This window comes from Hyunsoonleella rubra (genome assembly GCF_042684665.1).
Classification (GTDB): domain Bacteria; phylum Bacteroidota; class Bacteroidia; order Flavobacteriales; family Flavobacteriaceae; genus Jejuia; species Jejuia rubra.
In genome coordinates, this window is record NZ_JBHULY010000011.1 from 124,155 (window position 1) to 140,706 (window position 16,552).

General features: G+C 38.7%; 14 protein-coding genes. 4 read left to right on the forward strand and 10 right to left on the reverse strand.

Annotated features, from left to right (window positions below):
• Window positions 1-3: 3 nt before the first annotated feature.
• The 3 genes from glgB to ACFSR8_RS06105 all read left to right on the forward strand — a co-directional run bounded on the left by glgB (window position 4) and on the right by ACFSR8_RS06105 (window position 5,155).
• Window positions 4-1,914 carry a 1,4-alpha-glucan branching protein GlgB gene (gene glgB, locus ACFSR8_RS06095; protein ID WP_380290087.1) on the forward strand — a complete coding sequence of 637 codons (1,911 nt, stop codon included), beginning with the start codon at window positions 4-6 and terminating at the stop codon, window positions 1,912-1,914.
• A gap of 322 nt (window positions 1,915-2,236) precedes the next feature.
• A complete protein-coding gene (locus tag ACFSR8_RS06100) occupies window positions 2,237-4,639 on the forward strand; it encodes a glycoside hydrolase family 31 protein (RefSeq protein WP_380290089.1) in 2,403 nt (800 codons plus the stop codon).
• A 132-nt stretch (window positions 4,640-4,771) separates the two neighbouring features.
• Window positions 4,772-5,155 (forward strand): hypothetical protein, encoded by a 384-nt coding sequence (locus tag ACFSR8_RS06105; protein ID WP_380290091.1) that lies wholly within the window; start codon window positions 4,772-4,774, stop codon window positions 5,153-5,155.
• 36 nt (window positions 5,156-5,191) lie between these two features.
• Here ACFSR8_RS06105 and ACFSR8_RS06110 read toward each other — a convergent pair whose 3' ends face one another.
• The 4 genes from ACFSR8_RS06110 to ACFSR8_RS06125 all read right to left on the reverse strand — a co-directional run bounded on the left by ACFSR8_RS06110 (window position 5,192) and on the right by ACFSR8_RS06125 (window position 10,498).
• Window positions 5,192-6,163: a DUF4837 family protein gene (locus ACFSR8_RS06110; protein WP_380290093.1), complete on the reverse strand. Its 972-nt coding sequence runs from the start codon at window positions 6,161-6,163 to the stop codon at window positions 5,192-5,194.
• Window positions 6,164-6,185: 22 nt separating this feature from the next.
• Window positions 6,186-7,745: a LysM peptidoglycan-binding domain-containing protein gene (locus ACFSR8_RS06115; protein WP_380290095.1), complete on the reverse strand. Its 1,560-nt coding sequence runs from the start codon at window positions 7,743-7,745 to the stop codon at window positions 6,186-6,188.
• A 386-nt stretch (window positions 7,746-8,131) separates the two neighbouring features.
• Entirely contained in the window at window positions 8,132-9,319 is a 1,188-nt protein-coding gene (locus tag ACFSR8_RS06120) for a phosphoglycerate kinase (protein WP_380290097.1), read from the reverse strand.
• A 105-nt stretch (window positions 9,320-9,424) separates the two neighbouring features.
• Entirely contained in the window at window positions 9,425-10,498 is a 1,074-nt protein-coding gene (locus ACFSR8_RS06125) for a DUF2652 domain-containing protein (protein ID WP_380290099.1), read from the reverse strand.
• A 96-nt stretch (window positions 10,499-10,594) separates the two neighbouring features.
• Here ACFSR8_RS06125 and ACFSR8_RS06130 point away from each other — a divergent pair, with 96 nt between their 5' ends.
• Window positions 10,595-11,749, forward strand: coding sequence for a DNA polymerase III subunit (locus ACFSR8_RS06130; protein WP_380290101.1), 1,155 nt, complete (start codon window positions 10,595-10,597; stop codon window positions 11,747-11,749).
• On the opposite strand, the gene ACFSR8_RS06135 is transcribed toward ACFSR8_RS06130, so the two are convergent.
• From ACFSR8_RS06135 to ACFSR8_RS06160, 6 genes are all read right to left on the reverse strand, one after another.
• Window positions 11,746-12,417, reverse strand: a complete 672-nt coding sequence (locus tag ACFSR8_RS06135; protein ID WP_380290103.1) for a hypothetical protein — start codon at window positions 12,415-12,417, stop codon at window positions 11,746-11,748. The genes ACFSR8_RS06130 and ACFSR8_RS06135 overlap by 4 nt on opposite strands.
• Before the next feature lie 12 nt (window positions 12,418-12,429).
• Window positions 12,430-13,518: a hypothetical protein gene (locus ACFSR8_RS06140; protein WP_380290105.1), complete on the reverse strand. Its 1,089-nt coding sequence runs from the start codon at window positions 13,516-13,518 to the stop codon at window positions 12,430-12,432.
• Window positions 13,499-14,041: a hypothetical protein gene (locus ACFSR8_RS06145; protein WP_380290107.1), complete on the reverse strand. Its 543-nt coding sequence runs from the start codon at window positions 14,039-14,041 to the stop codon at window positions 13,499-13,501. Before ACFSR8_RS06145 ends, ACFSR8_RS06140 begins: the two co-directional genes overlap by 20 nt.
• A 4-nt stretch (window positions 14,042-14,045) precedes the next feature.
• Window positions 14,046-14,582, reverse strand: coding sequence for an RNA polymerase sigma factor (locus ACFSR8_RS06150; RefSeq protein ID WP_380290109.1), 537 nt, complete (start codon window positions 14,580-14,582; stop codon window positions 14,046-14,048).
• Window positions 14,583-14,899: 317 nt separating this feature from the next.
• Window positions 14,900-15,553 (reverse strand): GIN domain-containing protein, encoded by a 654-nt coding sequence (locus ACFSR8_RS06155; RefSeq protein WP_380290111.1) that lies wholly within the window; start codon window positions 15,551-15,553, stop codon window positions 14,900-14,902.
• Window positions 15,554-15,702: 149 nt separating this feature from the next.
• Window positions 15,703-16,548: a DUF4249 domain-containing protein gene (locus tag ACFSR8_RS06160; protein ID WP_380290113.1), complete on the reverse strand. Its 846-nt coding sequence runs from the start codon at window positions 16,546-16,548 to the stop codon at window positions 15,703-15,705.
• Window positions 16,549-16,552 lie beyond the last annotated feature (4 nt).

Below are 16,552 nucleotides of genomic sequence, written 5' to 3' on the forward strand. Positions count from 1 at the left end.
ACCATGGCACACGTTAAACCGTACAGTTTATTTACAGAATTTGATATTAATCTATTTAAAGCGGGGAAGCATTTCAGGCTTTACGAAAAATTTGGTTCCCACCTAGTTACCGTTGATGGTATTGAGGGTACCTACTTTGCTGTTTGGGCGCCAAGTGCGAAGCAGGTTTCCGTAATTGGAGATTTTAACTATTGGATGGAAGGCGAACACCAGTTGAACGTACGTTGGGATTCAAGCGGTATTTGGGAAGGCTTTATCCCTATGGTAGGCAAAGGAGCCATTTACAAATACAAAATACAAAGCCATCATAGTGATATAAAAACCGAAAAAGCAGACCCCTATGCGCGCCGCGCGGAACATCCTCCTAAAACAGCATCCATTGTTTGGGAAGACAGCTATAAATGGAAGGACAGCAAATGGATGAAAAACCGCAAAAAAAACAATGCCATTGATGCGCCATTTTCTGTGTACGAAGTGCATTTAGGCTCGTGGAAAAAACATGTTGAAGAAGACCGCTTTATGTCCTACTATGAATTGGCGGATGATTTAGTGAAATATGTTCAGGAAATGAACTTTACGCATGTAGAGTTGATGCCAATTATGGAATATCCATATGATCCATCTTGGGGTTATCAATTAACGGGCTATTTTGCACCAACCTCGCGTTATGGCTACCCTGAAGAATTTAAATATTTGGTAGATAAACTACATCAGGCCGGTGTTGGGATTATCTTGGACTGGGTGCCGTCCCATTTCCCAGAAGATGCCCACGGATTAGGCTTTTTCGATGGGTCTAATTTATACGAACACCCTGATAGACGAAAAGGCTATCATCAGGACTGGAAGAGTTTGATTTTTAATTATGAACGCAATGAAGTACGTTCGTTCCTTATCAGTAATGCCATTTTTTGGCTGGATCAATATCACGCTGACGGATTAAGAGTGGATGCAGTAGCTTCAATGCTATTCTTGGATTACTCTAGAGAAGATGGTGAATGGGAACCCAATATTTACGGTGGTCGCGAAAACCTTGCAGTGATCGACTTCCTAAAGCAATTGAATGAAGAAGTATATGCCTCTTTCCCCGATGTACAGACAATTGCCGAAGAATCCACAGCTTTCCCAATGGTTTCTAAACCCACATTTTTAGGAGGCCTAGGGTTTGGTATGAAATGGATGATGGGATGGATGCACGATACTTTGGAGTATTTTGCAAAAGATCCAGTATATCGTAAATACCATCATAATGAAATCACCTTTAGTTTGGCCTATGCCTTCACCGAGAATTTTATGTTGCCATTATCGCACGACGAAGTGGTGTATGGTAAAAATTCTATTTTGGGAAGAATGCCAGGGGATGAGTGGCAACGTTTTGCCAACCTAAGACTGTTATATGGCTACATGTTCACACACCCCGGTACCAAATTATTATTTATGGGTGGCGAATTTGGTCAGTACAACGAATGGGATTTTCAAGAAAGTTTAGATTGGAACCTGTTGGATTTCAAACCACATCAAGATGTTCAAAATTATTTCAAGAACTTGAACAAGCTATACAAATCCACGCCAGCGCTATATGAAAAAGGGTTTAGCCATGAAGGGTTTGAATGGATCAGTTATGACGATTATGAAAACTGTGTGATTTCATATATCAGAAAAGGCTATAAGGAAGAGGAAAACGTGGTTGTGGTTTGTAATTTAACCCCAGCAGTTAGGAAAAACTACAAGATTGGGGTGCCTTCCAAAGGAAAACTTAAAGAAGTTTTTAATAGTGATGCCAAAGAATTTGGTGGTAGCGGTATTTCAAATTCAAGGCAGATCACCATTAAAAAAGATGCCTGGAATGGAAAGGACTATTCTGCTGAAATTACCTTACCACCTCTGGCAGTAACCGTGTTTGAGTTTAAGTCGTAGAAAAAGTAAAATACAGGCTCAAAAATTTCCCTAATTAATATAATAAGGGGGGTTTTTGAGTTTTCTTTTGGAATCGACTCCTTCAATAATCTTAACTCATTTAATGCCAAACATTTCAACAAATTTTTGGGCATTTTGTCGTTTTTGGCTTCCGCTAAAAGTTATTGAATTCCCGTCGTTTTGCCCTTTCTTTAAAAATCAATAATTATACCCCCCTTAAATTGTATTTTATCCAACTAATTAACTGTTTTTTTGATAAAAAGAAACAATGCAAGCATTTAAAATTTAGTACTTTCGTGGATTAATATTAATACCATTTTACATGATATTAAATACAGAATTAGAATATAAAGGGAACTTATTTCCCTCTAAAATAGTTAAGTACGAAAAGAATCTTAACGTACTCTCATTCACCGCCGAAAACGGTGTAGTCCTTCAAGTAACAGTCCGCAGGGACAGTATCCTTCGTTTTAGATTTACCACCACTGGAATTTTTGAAAATGACTTTTCTTATGCCATTACCAAATATGCCAGTAGAGGTTACAACCACCTTGAAGTTACCGAAGATGATGATTATTACATAATTACCACTGCAAAATTAATTTGCCATATCTCAAAAACTGACCTAAGAGCTTCCATCTACGATGCAAAAGATAAAACTTTAATCTGTGAGGATGAGCTTGGATTCCACTGGGAAGAAAGCTACGAATTTGGTGGGGATGTTGTGAAAATGTCTAAAACGGCTCAACCCGGGGAAAGCTATTACGGATTAGGTGATAAACCAGTAGATAACAACCTGAAAGGTAAACGTTTTGAAAACTGGGTAACCGATTCGTATGCGTATGGTAGGGAAACCGACCCAATTTATAAAGCGATTCCTTTTTACACGGGGCTTCATAATAAAAAAGCTTACGGTATTTTCTTCGATAATACCTTCCGTTCGTTCTTTGATTTTTGTAATGAACGTAGAAATATTACCAGTTTTTGGGCACATGGTGGTGAAATGAACTACTATTTCATCTATGGCCCTAAAATGTCGGACGTTGTTGCCAATTACACAGATTTGACCGGTAAACCACATGAAATGCCAGCACTTTGGGCGTTGGGGTACCATCAGTGTAAATGGAGTTATTATCCAGAATCCAACGTAAAGGAAATCACCGCAAAGTTTAGGGAATTGGAAATTCCATGTGATGCCATTTATTTGGATATCGATTACATGGAGGGCTTTAGATGTTTTACTTGGAGCAAAGAATATTTCCCAGACCCAAAACGAATGGTGAAAGAATTGGCCGATGATGGCTTCAAGACCATTGTTATCATTGATCCGGGTATCAAAATAGATATGGATTATTCGGTGTTTAAGGAAGGGCTTGAAAACGACTACTTCTGTAAGCGAGCCGATGGCCCTTACATGAAGGGTAAAGTATGGCCCGGGGAGTGTTACTTCCCAGATTTTACAAGACCGGAAGTTAGGGAGTGGTGGTCTGACTTGTTTAAGGAATTGATTGAAGACATTGGGGTAAAAGGTGTTTGGAACGATATGAACGAGCCTGCAGTTATGGACGTTCCGGGGAAAACCTTCCCTAATGATGTTCGACATGATTATGACGGAAACCCTTGTAGCCATAGAAAAGCGCACAACGTTTACGGAATGCAAATGGCACGTGCAACGTATCAAGGGTTAAAGAAATTTTCATATCCAAAACGTCCGTTTGTAATTACTCGTGCCGCTTATTCGGGTACCCAACGTTATACCTCAAGTTGGACGGGAGATAACATCGCCACTTGGGACCACTTGAATATTGCAAACCTACAGGCACAGCGTATGTGCATGTCAGGATTCTCGTTTGTGGGGTCCGATATTGGTGGATTTGCAGAGCAACCTAACGGCGAATTGTATGCCCGTTGGATCCAATTGGGTATTTTCCACCCATTCTGTAGAACGCACTCTTCGGGAGACCATGGAGACCAAGAACCTTGGGCATTCGGTAAAACCATTACGGATGTAGTTCGAAAGTTTATTGAGATCAGATACCAATTATTACCTTACTTATATACCGCGTTTTGGAGGTATGTGGAAGAAGGTATTCCAATCTTAAAATCCTTGGTGCTTTACGACCAAGAAGATCCGCAAACGCATTATAGAAACGATGAGTTCATCTTTGGTGAAAAGATATTGGCCTGTCCAGTAAATGCACCAAACCAGAAGGGAAGACGTATGTATATCCCAAGAGGTAATTGGTACAATTTCTGGAACGACGAGATTGTTGAAGGTGGTTCTGAGCAATGGGTAGATGCGGATTTGGACAGTATGCCAATTTTCGTAAAAGAAGGTTCTATCATCCCTAAATACCCAATTCAGCAGTATGTTGGTGAAAAGGTGATTGACGAACTGTTATTGGATGTATATTATAAATTAGGCAAGGAAACTTCAGAAGTGTATGAGGATGCTACTGATGGTTATGATTACATCAAAGGCCGATACAGCCACAGAAGCTTTAAATTGCTTGGAAAAAAGAAAGAATTGATCATCCAGCAACACAAAACTGGCAAGTTTGTAACCACTTATAAGACCTTTAAATTAAACTTACATGGGTTACCATTTAAAATTAAAAAGGTACAGGTAGACAACGTGGATATCCTATTAAAAGATCTGAAAATCAACGGCGATAACACCTTGACCTTAACCAAGGAGTTTACAGAATTACACATTGTTGGATAACACATATCTTACTTTTTAGGTATAGGCCCTGCTTTGATGAAAGCGGGGTTTTTGTTTATGTATCAGCTGTAATTTTCATATGTTTTATTAAATTAGTACTATACCACGCTTGTTAAGCACAATTTCAATCACATGAGAAATACTACTATTATCTTTCGAAGTGCTTTGTTCTCAATTCTTACGTCATGTGCAACGTCTTTAACGCCAGTACAAGTAAATAACATCTTGCCTAGTTTGACCAAATCTACATTTTATAATCAGCCTCAGGCAGAAGAAGCACAGAAGAGCAAGAAGTGCAAATTGTTGGTTAAAGGAAGAAACTACGTTGCACCAATAGGACTTACCGCCAAAGAAGATTTAAAAAATGGTGCAAGAGGCATTGACGAGTGGGTAAAAATGGATGGGGGCAATGCTTTTATACTTCTAAACTATAAATGGGTGACCGTTGATTTTAACGGAACAACACAACTTCACATTGATTTTGATACAATGGCTTGCGAGAGAAAAACAAATTAAAACTTTTAACACCCCCTCAGGTGGGTTTTAGATATTTTAATCCAACCTTATAGTCTTAATAATAGACTCCAACTCGAAAATATAATTACGCTTTTCAACAGAGGGTGCAAAGGCAAAACCTTCGGCTATCAGCCAACGGTTGTTGGCCTTATCCTCAATGGCGTAATTGATATACGGACCACTCATAAAGGCGTTTTTCACTTCCCATAGCCCTTTGGTTTCCAATGTAGGCTTTCTATCCAATATTATCTCACTTTGAAAGGGCGTATAGGCGTACTCAGTAATCATATAACTGCCCTCTGTAGGGCCCTCGATATGGGCCTTCCCTATGGAATCCCTGATTTTTACAATCTGGTTGATGATGCTGTCGTTTCGTTGTATGGCATCGTAAGGCAACTCATAAAGCATTAAATTCAAAGTACCTGTTCGAACATCCTTTCTAATCCAGAAAAAAGTGTCGTCGTCCTTGGCAATCCGGTAGGCCGTTTGAAATTCAATATTCACCCCCAGTTTGTCCTTGATTACTTTGGTGTTATATAATGATTTTCGTGTTAGCTTTTGCTTGTATTTCAGCTCAATCCCTTTAAAGGTCTCAATGATTTTAGAGGCATTTTCCTTTAAAAGTCCTATGACTTCCTGCTTGTTCCCAGATATTACAATCACCTTTTGGGGTTTTGCGTAAACATTATCTGCAAATACTATTCCAGCGGGTTTGCCTAGCTCTATCTTTAAAACAGTTCTTGTACGAGTAATAAAATCCGAAAATACTTGTGGTGGAATTTGATTGATGATAAAGGTAGGTTCATCCTGAGGTAGTCCATAAATCGGGGTGGCCAAAACGTCCCTGATAGCTTCGCCCACGCTTCCTTTCCAATTATCATTGCCAATCACCACTGAAACATCATTAAGTTTTCCTTCTGAATCAAACAGGATTTTATCTGAAGTTTTGCTGTCTTTACATGACAACAACACTAGCGCCAGCACTAAAACACTTAAAAATTTTCTCATTTTTTTGTCTATTTTCTTGAATTTAACCCTTGGAAATTTTGAGTTTCATTCCAGGCTTTAACGAACTACCACTAATACCGTTCCAATCTTTAATATTTTGAACAGAAACTCCCGAAAATTTTTGTGAGATGCTCCAAAGTGAATCCCCACTTTTTACTGTGTAGATGATAACATCTCCCGTTAGGGGTTTTGGTTTGGGTTTTGTACTTGTACTTTTAGCCACTGCAACATAGGGCTTTCTCGGATAAATTGTTAACCGTTGACCGATACTAAGATTATTGCTACGCAGGCCGTTCCAGCGTTTAATATCACTAACGCGAACCCCATACATTCTTGAAATTTTGCCCAAATAATCCCCCGACCTTACTCGATATCGAATTCTGTCATTGGCATTAAAAAACTGTGGTAGAGGTTTCTCGCGTTTATCCAATTCTTCTTTTGCGAAAGTATAAATTTTATCTTCATTATTGACAAAAGTGCCAAGCACATCGGTTGGTAATCGCAAACTGTAGTTTTCGCCTTTTATCACAGGAATAATGTCCAGTTTATAGGAAGGGTTTAAAAACTGCAACTGCTCAATTGGGGTCCCCGTAACCTCAGATACCTGGTCTAAAGTAATCATCTGTTTTACCACAACTGTATCCGTTTCAAAGTACGTTTTTTCAGGTTTATAACGCTTAAAACCATGCTCCTCGGCATACTCAAAAATGTACATATTGGCCAAAAATGCGGGCAAGTAGCCAGCAGTTTCACGAGGCAAATTATGGCGAATGTTCCAATAATTTTGATAACCACCAGAACGCCTAATAGCTTTGGTGACGTTACCTGGTCCGGAATTATAGGCCGCCAAAGCCAAATCCCAATCCCCAAAAATCTCATAGAGTTTTGCCAAATATTTTGCAGCGGCTTTGGTGGACTTGATGGGGTCGCTACGCTCGTCCACATAACTGCTTACGTCCAAGCCGTAAATCTTGCCGGTACTGAACATAAATTGCCAGAGGCCGGTAGCCCCCACTCTTGATTTTGCCCTTGGTTTTAACGCGGATTCAACAATGGCCAAATATTTGATTTCTAAAGGAATATTAAGGTTGTCGAGTTCCTGTTCAAACAGCGGAAAGTAGAACGAACTCAAAGTCATCAGCTTTTGAAGATGCTTTCGCCTGTGTTTTAAATAGGATTTGATAACGTTTTCCAAAGACGGATTATAGGCCACATTGAACGGCGTTCGAGCATCCAATTCTTCAAGTCGCTTTTTCAGTGTATCTGTTGGCAATTCAGGATAATCAACCTCTTCAAAGGTCATTTCGGTAACCAAATTGTAAATCGTGTCGAATAATGAATTACTATACAATTCCTCTTGCCATTTTTTGTCGATTTCGGCAGAAAAAGAATCATCAGATAAATTCTTTATGGAAAGGCTGTCGGTTTCAGCAATGGCTTCAATGGGCTTTACAACCTCAACCTTGGCATCTACCAATGTATCCTTTGGTATTTCGGATTGAACACTAAGAGAATCCTGGGTTTGGGCATGACAAATACCGCTATATAAAAGTATATTGAGTAAAAAAAAACGAAAAGCCATAATATCTATTCTCTTTTTAGCGAACGATAATATGGCTAAAATCGTGTTTTTTGTTTGAAATAAAAAATAGGCCCTCAACAGTTTTAAATAGATGAGGGCTTTTGTTATTTTACTTTCTATTTGAATATGTTCTCGATACAATTTCGCCAAAAAAGTGGAAATCACTCCAACTGACAGATAAAGACTATTATCCTGCCCCTTTGGGTTTACCAAAGGTATCCCACGTTAGGGATAGAAACGGCATCCTTTTTGCTTTCTTCATTGGGTGACCTATAGCTGTAAATTTATGCAGTACTTTGATGTGGATTCCTACCTAGGCAGGAATGAAAGAAAGCAAAAAGATATAGTGGATAGCCCGACCCTTGGGTAACGCCCAAATTTTTAAACTAGGCCAAAATTGCCGCTATCCCGGGCAAGGTTTTACCTTCCAAACTTTCAAGCATAGCTCCTCCTCCTGTACTTACATAACTTACTTTATCCTGGAATCCGAACTGCTTCACGGCGGCAACGGAATCCCCACCTCCAACAAGTGAAAAGGCTCCTTTTTCGGTAGATTCGGCTATGGAATTTCCAAGTGCAATTGTGCCTTTGGCGAATTTTTCCATTTCAAAAACACCTAATGGGCCATTCCAAAGAATGGTTTTTGATGCCATCACCACATTATGAAATTGTTCCACGGATTTTGGTCCAGCATCCACACCTTCCCAGCCATCCGGAATAGCATTAATGTTTACGATTTGTGTATTTGCATCATTACTGAATGCATCTGCCGCCAACGTGTCCACAGGAATATGGACCTGAACATTTTTAGCTTTGGCTTGCTTTAAAATATCTAGAGCTAGATCCATCTTGTCGTCCTCGCAAATGGAATTTCCAATGCTTCCGCCTTGTGCTTTTACAAAAGTAAATGCCATGCCACCACCGATAATCAAGTGGTCTACTTTATCCAAAATGTTTTCGATAATCGTGATTTTTGAAGACACTTTAGCACCGCCTAGAATGGCCAAAACAGGCTTTTCTCCGGTTTCCATTACTTTTTTAATACTGTCAATTTCTTGCGCCAATAGGCTTCCGAAGCATTTTTTATCTTGGAAGAACTGGGCTACAATAGTGGTTGAGGCATGTGCTCTGTGCGCAGTACCAAAGGCGTCGTTTACGTAAATATCACCTAGCTTTGATAATTTTTCGGCAAAGCCTACATCACCAGCGGTTTCTTCTTTATAATAGCGAAGGTTTTGCAATAACAAAATCTCTCCAGGTTGTAAATTGGCGGCCGCCGTTTCCACATCTTCGCCAATGCAATCTTCAACAAATTTTACGCCCACGCCCAAAACATCCTCAACTTTGGAAACAATGTGCTTCAACGAAAACTCATCCTGAAATCCTTTTGGACGCCCTAAATGTGACATCAAAATACAGCTGCCACCATCTTCTAAAATTTTGATGATGGTTGGCTTGGCTGAAACTATTCTTGTAGCATCTGTTACCTCAAAATTCTCGTTTAATGGTACATTAAAATCTACACGAATTAGGGCTTTTTTATTTTCAAAATTGAAATCGTTTAGCGTCTTCATTTTTATGGTTTTAAATGGATTTAGCCACAAATGTAGGCAATTCAACAGGGATAAAAAATGACTTTTTTCACGAAAACGTTTGAAGTAGAAAAGAATTTTAAAAATCTAAGGGTCAACGGTTTCATTAGGTGAAAAACCTGAGTCAATCAGCAACATCAAGTCCTTGATGCTTTCCGAAATATTTGCATTAAGTTTTGATTTGAGAAGCGGTTTCATAATTATCCCAAAGGGCTTGAAATCGGCAAAAGCTTCAATGTTCAATTTTGTTTTGCCGTCTTCCATTTCTTCCAGTACAAAATAACTATTAAAACGTTTTGTGAAGGGCACATCGCTGGTAGTTTCACCATATACCAATTGATTTTGCTCAACTTTTTTTGAAATGGTAGTTACCTCAACATCATCATTCTTGTTGAACAGGCATTTATGCTTTTCGCTTACTCTGTTCACCTTGTTCTTTTCGTACTCCAACTTATCAATGCCTTTATTCCAAAGCAATCTGTAGTCAAAATTGCTGATGACTTCATACAGGTCGTTGATAGGTAAATTAATGATTTCGGTTTCATCAAATAACTTGTGCTTTGGAACATCATCTGGAATAGGATGGACCTCTGGAAGTTTTGCCCTTAAGGGTTTTAGAGGATTGTACGAAAATGAAATATCTCCAAAATCATAAGTTGCTGTAATGACTTCTTTTGCCGTTTTGTCAATTTCCTTAACATTTTCTGTAAAAAGTGCGTACTCGTCAACAGGTACTTCGTTTTTTAACAGGCGATGCACTTGAATCACGTTGCTTCCGTATGGTTTTTTAGAGTTTTTTACTTTGATGAATTCAATTTCGCCATAATGCACCACAAACTTTAGTTTCAAATTATAGGCCGAAGAACAGGCGCCACACTGGCAAATACGCTGATATTCGTAGCGTTTTAAGTGCGCGTGAAATGCTACATACATTTTCTCAATTTGGTTATCGAGGGATGACATCTCAGATCCATCCGACATTTTATAAAAGAACAGCGCATCTCCTTCAATTTCAGCCAATTCCAAACCCATTGTATTATTGTCGATTAGCAGTTCCAATAACTCCGAAATAATATGCCGACTATGATTTATGGATGTGTGATGAACAAACTCTGTAAAGCCGGAAATATCAGGAATAAAAAGAATGGCGTTTTGACTCATGCCTTGAGGTTTCGGTTGGTTTAGAGGATAAAAATAAGGCGATTTTAATTGAATTTGTTACAATAAAAAGTTAAAACCAATACCTATATTTGCTTAATGTTGTTTTCCGAAGTTTTAGGGCAAGAGCACATCAAATCGCATTTAACGCAGAGTGCGGATAATGGCCGTGTGCCACATGCGCAATTGTTTGTTGGGCCGGAAGGAAGTGGTACTTTGCCGATGGCCATAGCTTATGCGCAATATATTTTATGCGGGAACATTAATGGTGAAAATACTTCTGGAAACGAAGCTTGTAATATCAAGTTTAAAAACTTTTCGCATCCTGATTTGCATTTTGCATTTCCCGTTACTACAAGTGACAAGGTAAAAAGCAAACCCGTTTCTAATTTTTATCTTGAAGAATGGCGCCAATTACTTAACGAGCAACCTTATGGCAACTTGTTTGATTGGTACAAATTACTTGGTGTGGACAACAAACAAGGGCAGATCGGCGTGGACGAAGCCCATGAGATCGTAAAATCTCTCACGTTAAAATCTTATGAAGGCGGCTATAAAGTAATGTTGATTTGGATGGCCGAAAAAATGAATATTGCTTGTGCCAATAAATTATTGAAACTGATTGAAGAACCGCCCAACCAAACCATTTTTTTGTTGGTTGCTGAAGACGAAGAACAGATTATCAACACCATACGTTCACGTTGTCAAATTTTACATTTTCCGCCTTTGGCTGAAGGCATTATTAAGGATGCTATTATCAAAAATTATAATCTGGAAGCCTCAATTGCTACAAAAATTGCACATCAGGCCAACGGGAATTATAACAAAGCCTGCGATTTGGTGTACCATGATTCCGAAGACACTCAATTTGAAACCTGGTTTATCTTTTGGATAAGAAGTGCTTTTAAGGCTAAAGGCAATAAGGCTGCTATCCATGATTTAATTTCTTGGAGCGAGGATATAGCAAAAACCGGCAGGGAAACCCAAAAACAGTTCCTTAATTTTTGCTTGGATTTTTTCCGTCAGGCTTTATTGATGAACTATAATGCCACCGATTTGGTTTATTTTGAGCCAAAGACCGAGAAATTTCAATTGGAAAAATTTGCACCTTTTGTGCACGGTAACAATATTATGGATATTAGCAACGAACTACAAGACGCTATTTACCATATTGAGCGCAACGGCAATTCAAAAATTATACTTACGGATTTATCGATTAAATTGACGCGGTTGTTGCATAAAAAAGCGGGTTAAAAATTGTCCTTCACCTTCTTTTTTCTGCCCATATTGAAAATACCAATTTTAAGTCCAGCACCAATAGAGAAGCCATTTAAGTTGCCCCGGTCGTAAGGCGACAAATTGAAATTGCTCGTAAATCGGTATCGAATACCCGTTTCAAACTGTGTAAATCTGGAGAAATTATAAAGGATATTAATCCCCGGTTCTACCACAAAAAACTCATCAAAATCCTCATCCCGTAAGTCGTCATATTCGTCAGTAAAACTGTTTCCAAAATAGCCTACCGCTCCACCTCCTACTAACACGGGAAACGAAACACTTATAAAGCGTTTTCCATAAAGTATTGGCTCTAAATGGATACCGGCATAACCACCAATTAAGGCAATTTTATCTCCATTAAACAGATCTGGCCGATTGTTGTCCCTTTCATTAAAAAAAGCCGTCACCCCAAACCCAACATCCAATTTTTGGTTGGCCACATAAGCCAACTTAAAATTGCCCATAAAGGCATCCTTATTTCCCGGCACGTCAAATCGTGCGTAATGGAAATTAAAGCCAAAATACACGCCATGAACTACATTTTTCCTGTCGTCAAATTGGACATAATCTGCAGATTTCTCTTTTTGGGCATAAATACTGTTCCAAGTGATTAAAACGGATAGTATTATAATTATTCTGTTCATTTTTTGATTGATTTAAAGTTCTTTAAATATGATGATGCCTTTATATCCGGTAATATCTACAATACCTTGGTTGCCTTTTCCGTATCCGGCCCTAATTTGCCGAATTTTATTTTTTTCGTCCAAAACCTTACTATTAATCCCGCTCATAGTTTTGGGCAATCGCAATACACCCTGCTCCAGCTCAGCGCTAAAATTGAAATTGGTTTCAGAGATATTGACATAAACCTCCGACGATTTTTGATGCACGTTTACAACTGGCGCCCCAGTGCCAAATTTCATCACCCGCAACTCGGCAAGGTTTAAATTTAAATTCACTTTAGAAATGACATTGCTCAATAAAACCCGAGAATATTTTATGCTTCCGAATACATTTTTGATACTATTGATTTCAATATCGTCCTTATTAGAATTGATATCCAATTGACCAACTTCATCCAAGCTTAGATTTGATCCGTCGGAGTCCAATTTTAAAGTTTCAGCCTTTTCAAAAGACAAAGTGGCATCCTTAGCATAAATACTGGTTTGGCTTAAAACATTTGCTCTTAACTTGCCGTATTTCACGGAGAGTTTTGAATCGTTTAACTCATCCGTAATTCTCAAATCACCGTGCTCCACATCCGCAATTAATTTTCCGTTCCAATCCGAAATAATGATATCGCCGTACTTGTTATATACCTCCACTTCCGCATGACGGGGCAAATAGATGGTGTAGTTGATGTCCGAATTGGCCTTATGGCTGTTTAACGGGCCTATTTTATTGATGTACTTATTGAAAAAAGATGGGTTTTTATCAGATATTTGGGTTTTAACAATAATCTGTTTGTTTGTAGTAACAAAGTCTGGATTTATGCGTTTCAACAAGTCCTTTGCTTTGTCCAAACTTTTTCCCTTCACCTCAACGGATACATCTATCCGAATACTATCCGTATCCCAACCATTTATAAAAACGTTACCATATTTGTTCTCCAAATACAGAGCACCTTGGTTATTTAAGGGGTATGCTTTTTTGATTTCCTTACTTAGCTTATCCTGCCCGTTTGCAATGCCACAGCATATTACAAAGGCTAGAAAAAGAAAGGGTTTATAGAGTAATTGCTTCATCTTCAAAGTCAGTTTTAATTGGATAAGAACGCTTTAATAGGTCTTCCATCAGTTGGATTTTCTTTCTGTAATTACTAATTATGGCTTCAATAATTTTTTCATTATTGATACCTAATTTGAGTTCGTTTTTAAGGATTTCATACTCTTCGTCTAAATCGTCAATTAAGGACAAAAAATCGTCCTGATCCTCCTTGGACAAATAGCTACTATTTTTAATCAATTCAATTTGGTTGTTTACCAAAAGCTGGTAATGGCTATCAATTTCATGGAGTTCCTGATTGACAACCTGTTGTTCGGCATCTGTGTTTCCAGATATCAAAAAGAAAAAGGCACATCCTATCAAAAGCAGGACACTGGCAGCAACCCTAAAACCCGCCCTTTTCCAAAGCGGCATGACTTTTACGGGCTTTGCGGGAAGTTCTGAAACGATGTCTCCCCAAAGTCGTAATCTATCCGCTTCGTCCAGATTGTATTCGTCAAACTTGCCTTGGTTTTCGGTGGTGTATTTCTTTAAATTGTCCATTCGCTTAATTCATTAATGCTATTAATTTCTTTTTCGCTCTGTGGTATTGGGATTTTGAGGTGGATGTACTAATTCCTAAAATTTCTCCAATTTCCACGTGGTCGTATCCTTCAATTAAATACAAATTGATAATGGTCTGATAACCCTGTGGCAACTGTTTTATAGCAAGCATTATACTGCTCACGTCCAAATCGGCTTCTTTTACATCTTCCTCGGCTTCCGAAACCCGATAATCATAATCCTCCAAGGCCACCAGCGGTATTCGTTTTAACTTTAAATGGTTAATACTTTTGTTGATGACAATTCGTTTTAACCAAGAGCCAAAGGTGCTTTCGTATCTAAAGCTGTCCAGGTTTTTAAAGGCATCCACAAAACTTTCCTGCAATATATCCTCTACATCCTCCTTTGATTTTACCATCCGCATGCTCACATTGAACATAGCATTGACGTACAGCGAATACAGCTCGTATTGCGTTTTACGGTCGCCCAATTTACTCTTCTCAATAAGACTCTTATGTGTAAATAGTACTTGGTTAGCCACTACGTTTTGATGTAAAATCGATTCTGGATTCAGTTGTTATTAGTATAGACAACAGAGTTTTTAAAAGGTTGCACCAAATTACAATTAATTTAAAATTTAGTATTTGGGCGTTACCCACAAGGGGTCGGGCTTTCCGTTGCAAGTCCTCGCACCTCTCCCGATAGCTATCGGGATCGGGCTGTGGGCTTTCCTCTTCAATCCCTAACGCGGGTAAATCCGCCAACACATAGTCACAAAACAAACTTATACGTGCTTTTGCCAAAGTCAAATTTTACTTTTCCTGCAAGGTTTTGGAAACCTTATAGATCCTGAATGATTTAATTTGAATTTATCACCGCACCATCACTGCTCGTAGATACATTTACCGTTGGATTGCCCCTGTAAAATAGTACCCCATCACTGGAAACAGAACCCGTCAAGGCATCCGCACAAGTTATAGAAATAGAGGCATCCGACGAACAATCGACATTACAGGTTTTCGTCTGAAAATCAAACCCCTCAATTTTAGCATCACTGCTCGCATCAATATCCATACTAAGCGCAGAGCCAGAAAGGGATATAAATGCATCGCTTGAAACCCTCACTCTAAACGTATCCAAGTTTTCAAAGCCCGAAAGACGCCCGAAACTGTCCGCTGAAAGTGATAATCTGTTGATGGTAGGCATCGTGATTTCCAGACGCATTACGTTCAACCTTCTTATATTTCCTTTAAGTCGGGCCACCAGTTTACCGCTATCTACTCTCGTGGTAACGTTGTAAATAATGTTATCGCTTGTAGTGACTTTTACGGACTGCAACTCACCTTGTTTGATGATAACTTCCATGTCGTCGGAAACATCAACTTCGTCAAAATTGGCTAAGGTTCGTTCTTCGGTAATGATGTTATTGGACGCCTTAATGCCGTCAATGGAGCAAGAGTTTAGCAGTATTCCATATGCTAAAAATAAACAGATTGCGTACTGTGTTTTCATGATTTTTGTTTTTTGATTAATATTTGATGTATTTGAGTGTTGTCCCCTACAGGGGGCCTTAGGGGTGTTAATTTTGAATAACACCTCCCTTATCCCGATAGCTATCGGGACCTCCTTTTTAGGAGGGAAACTGTTGTCTTAAATCGATATTATTGAAATGTGTACGATACCCTATCAAATTCGGACAACCTGAAATAGCCAAAGGCATAATTTTCTGGTGTCGTAATATTGATACAATTTCCTTTTAACTTGGAAGGAATGGCGCTAAATGGGTCGCCATCTGCATCATATTGTTCTATCAGTAAGCTGATGTAATTATCATATTGCTCAGAAATGCCATAAAGTGTAAACTCTACTACGTCGCCAGGCATAAACTGGCCTTGACCGTCGTTTTCATCTTCATCTTTCTCAAAAAACGTATCCAATTCATTTCCATTTACAAACTCATCGGGATAATCCTCAAACTCCGGCACCAAATCGCCTTGTTCTATAAATTTTATCAAATAGAAATTTTCTTCATCCGCAGGGTCATCCCAAAATATGGAGACATTCAAAACTTCATCATCAAACCCGCCTTCCAAAGATTGCTCCACACGTTTAATTGGCGATACCGATTTTAAAGTTTCCGTGGCGCGATACATCTCGCCATTATATTCCACTTCCAAAGTATAACTGTCATTTATTACTGGAACAAAATTTGAAATGGTATAAGTGCCATCATTTTGGTCTACAAAAGTATATGCCACACTACTGCTATTATTGGTCACTTTTACCGAAGCACCTGTGACCGCTGAATTTGCTGAATTTTCAAAATAAGGAGTTGAGGTACTCAATTTTACAACTTGATTGTTGCCTGTTGTGCCCTTTTCCCAATCTAAAGACGCCTCAATAACCAGTCTTGGTGAGGATGTTGGTACGTCTACATCAATAACGTCCTCGCATGATGTTAATCCAACAAGAAGTAATACTAAAAATGAGTTTATCAAAGGTTTCATAATG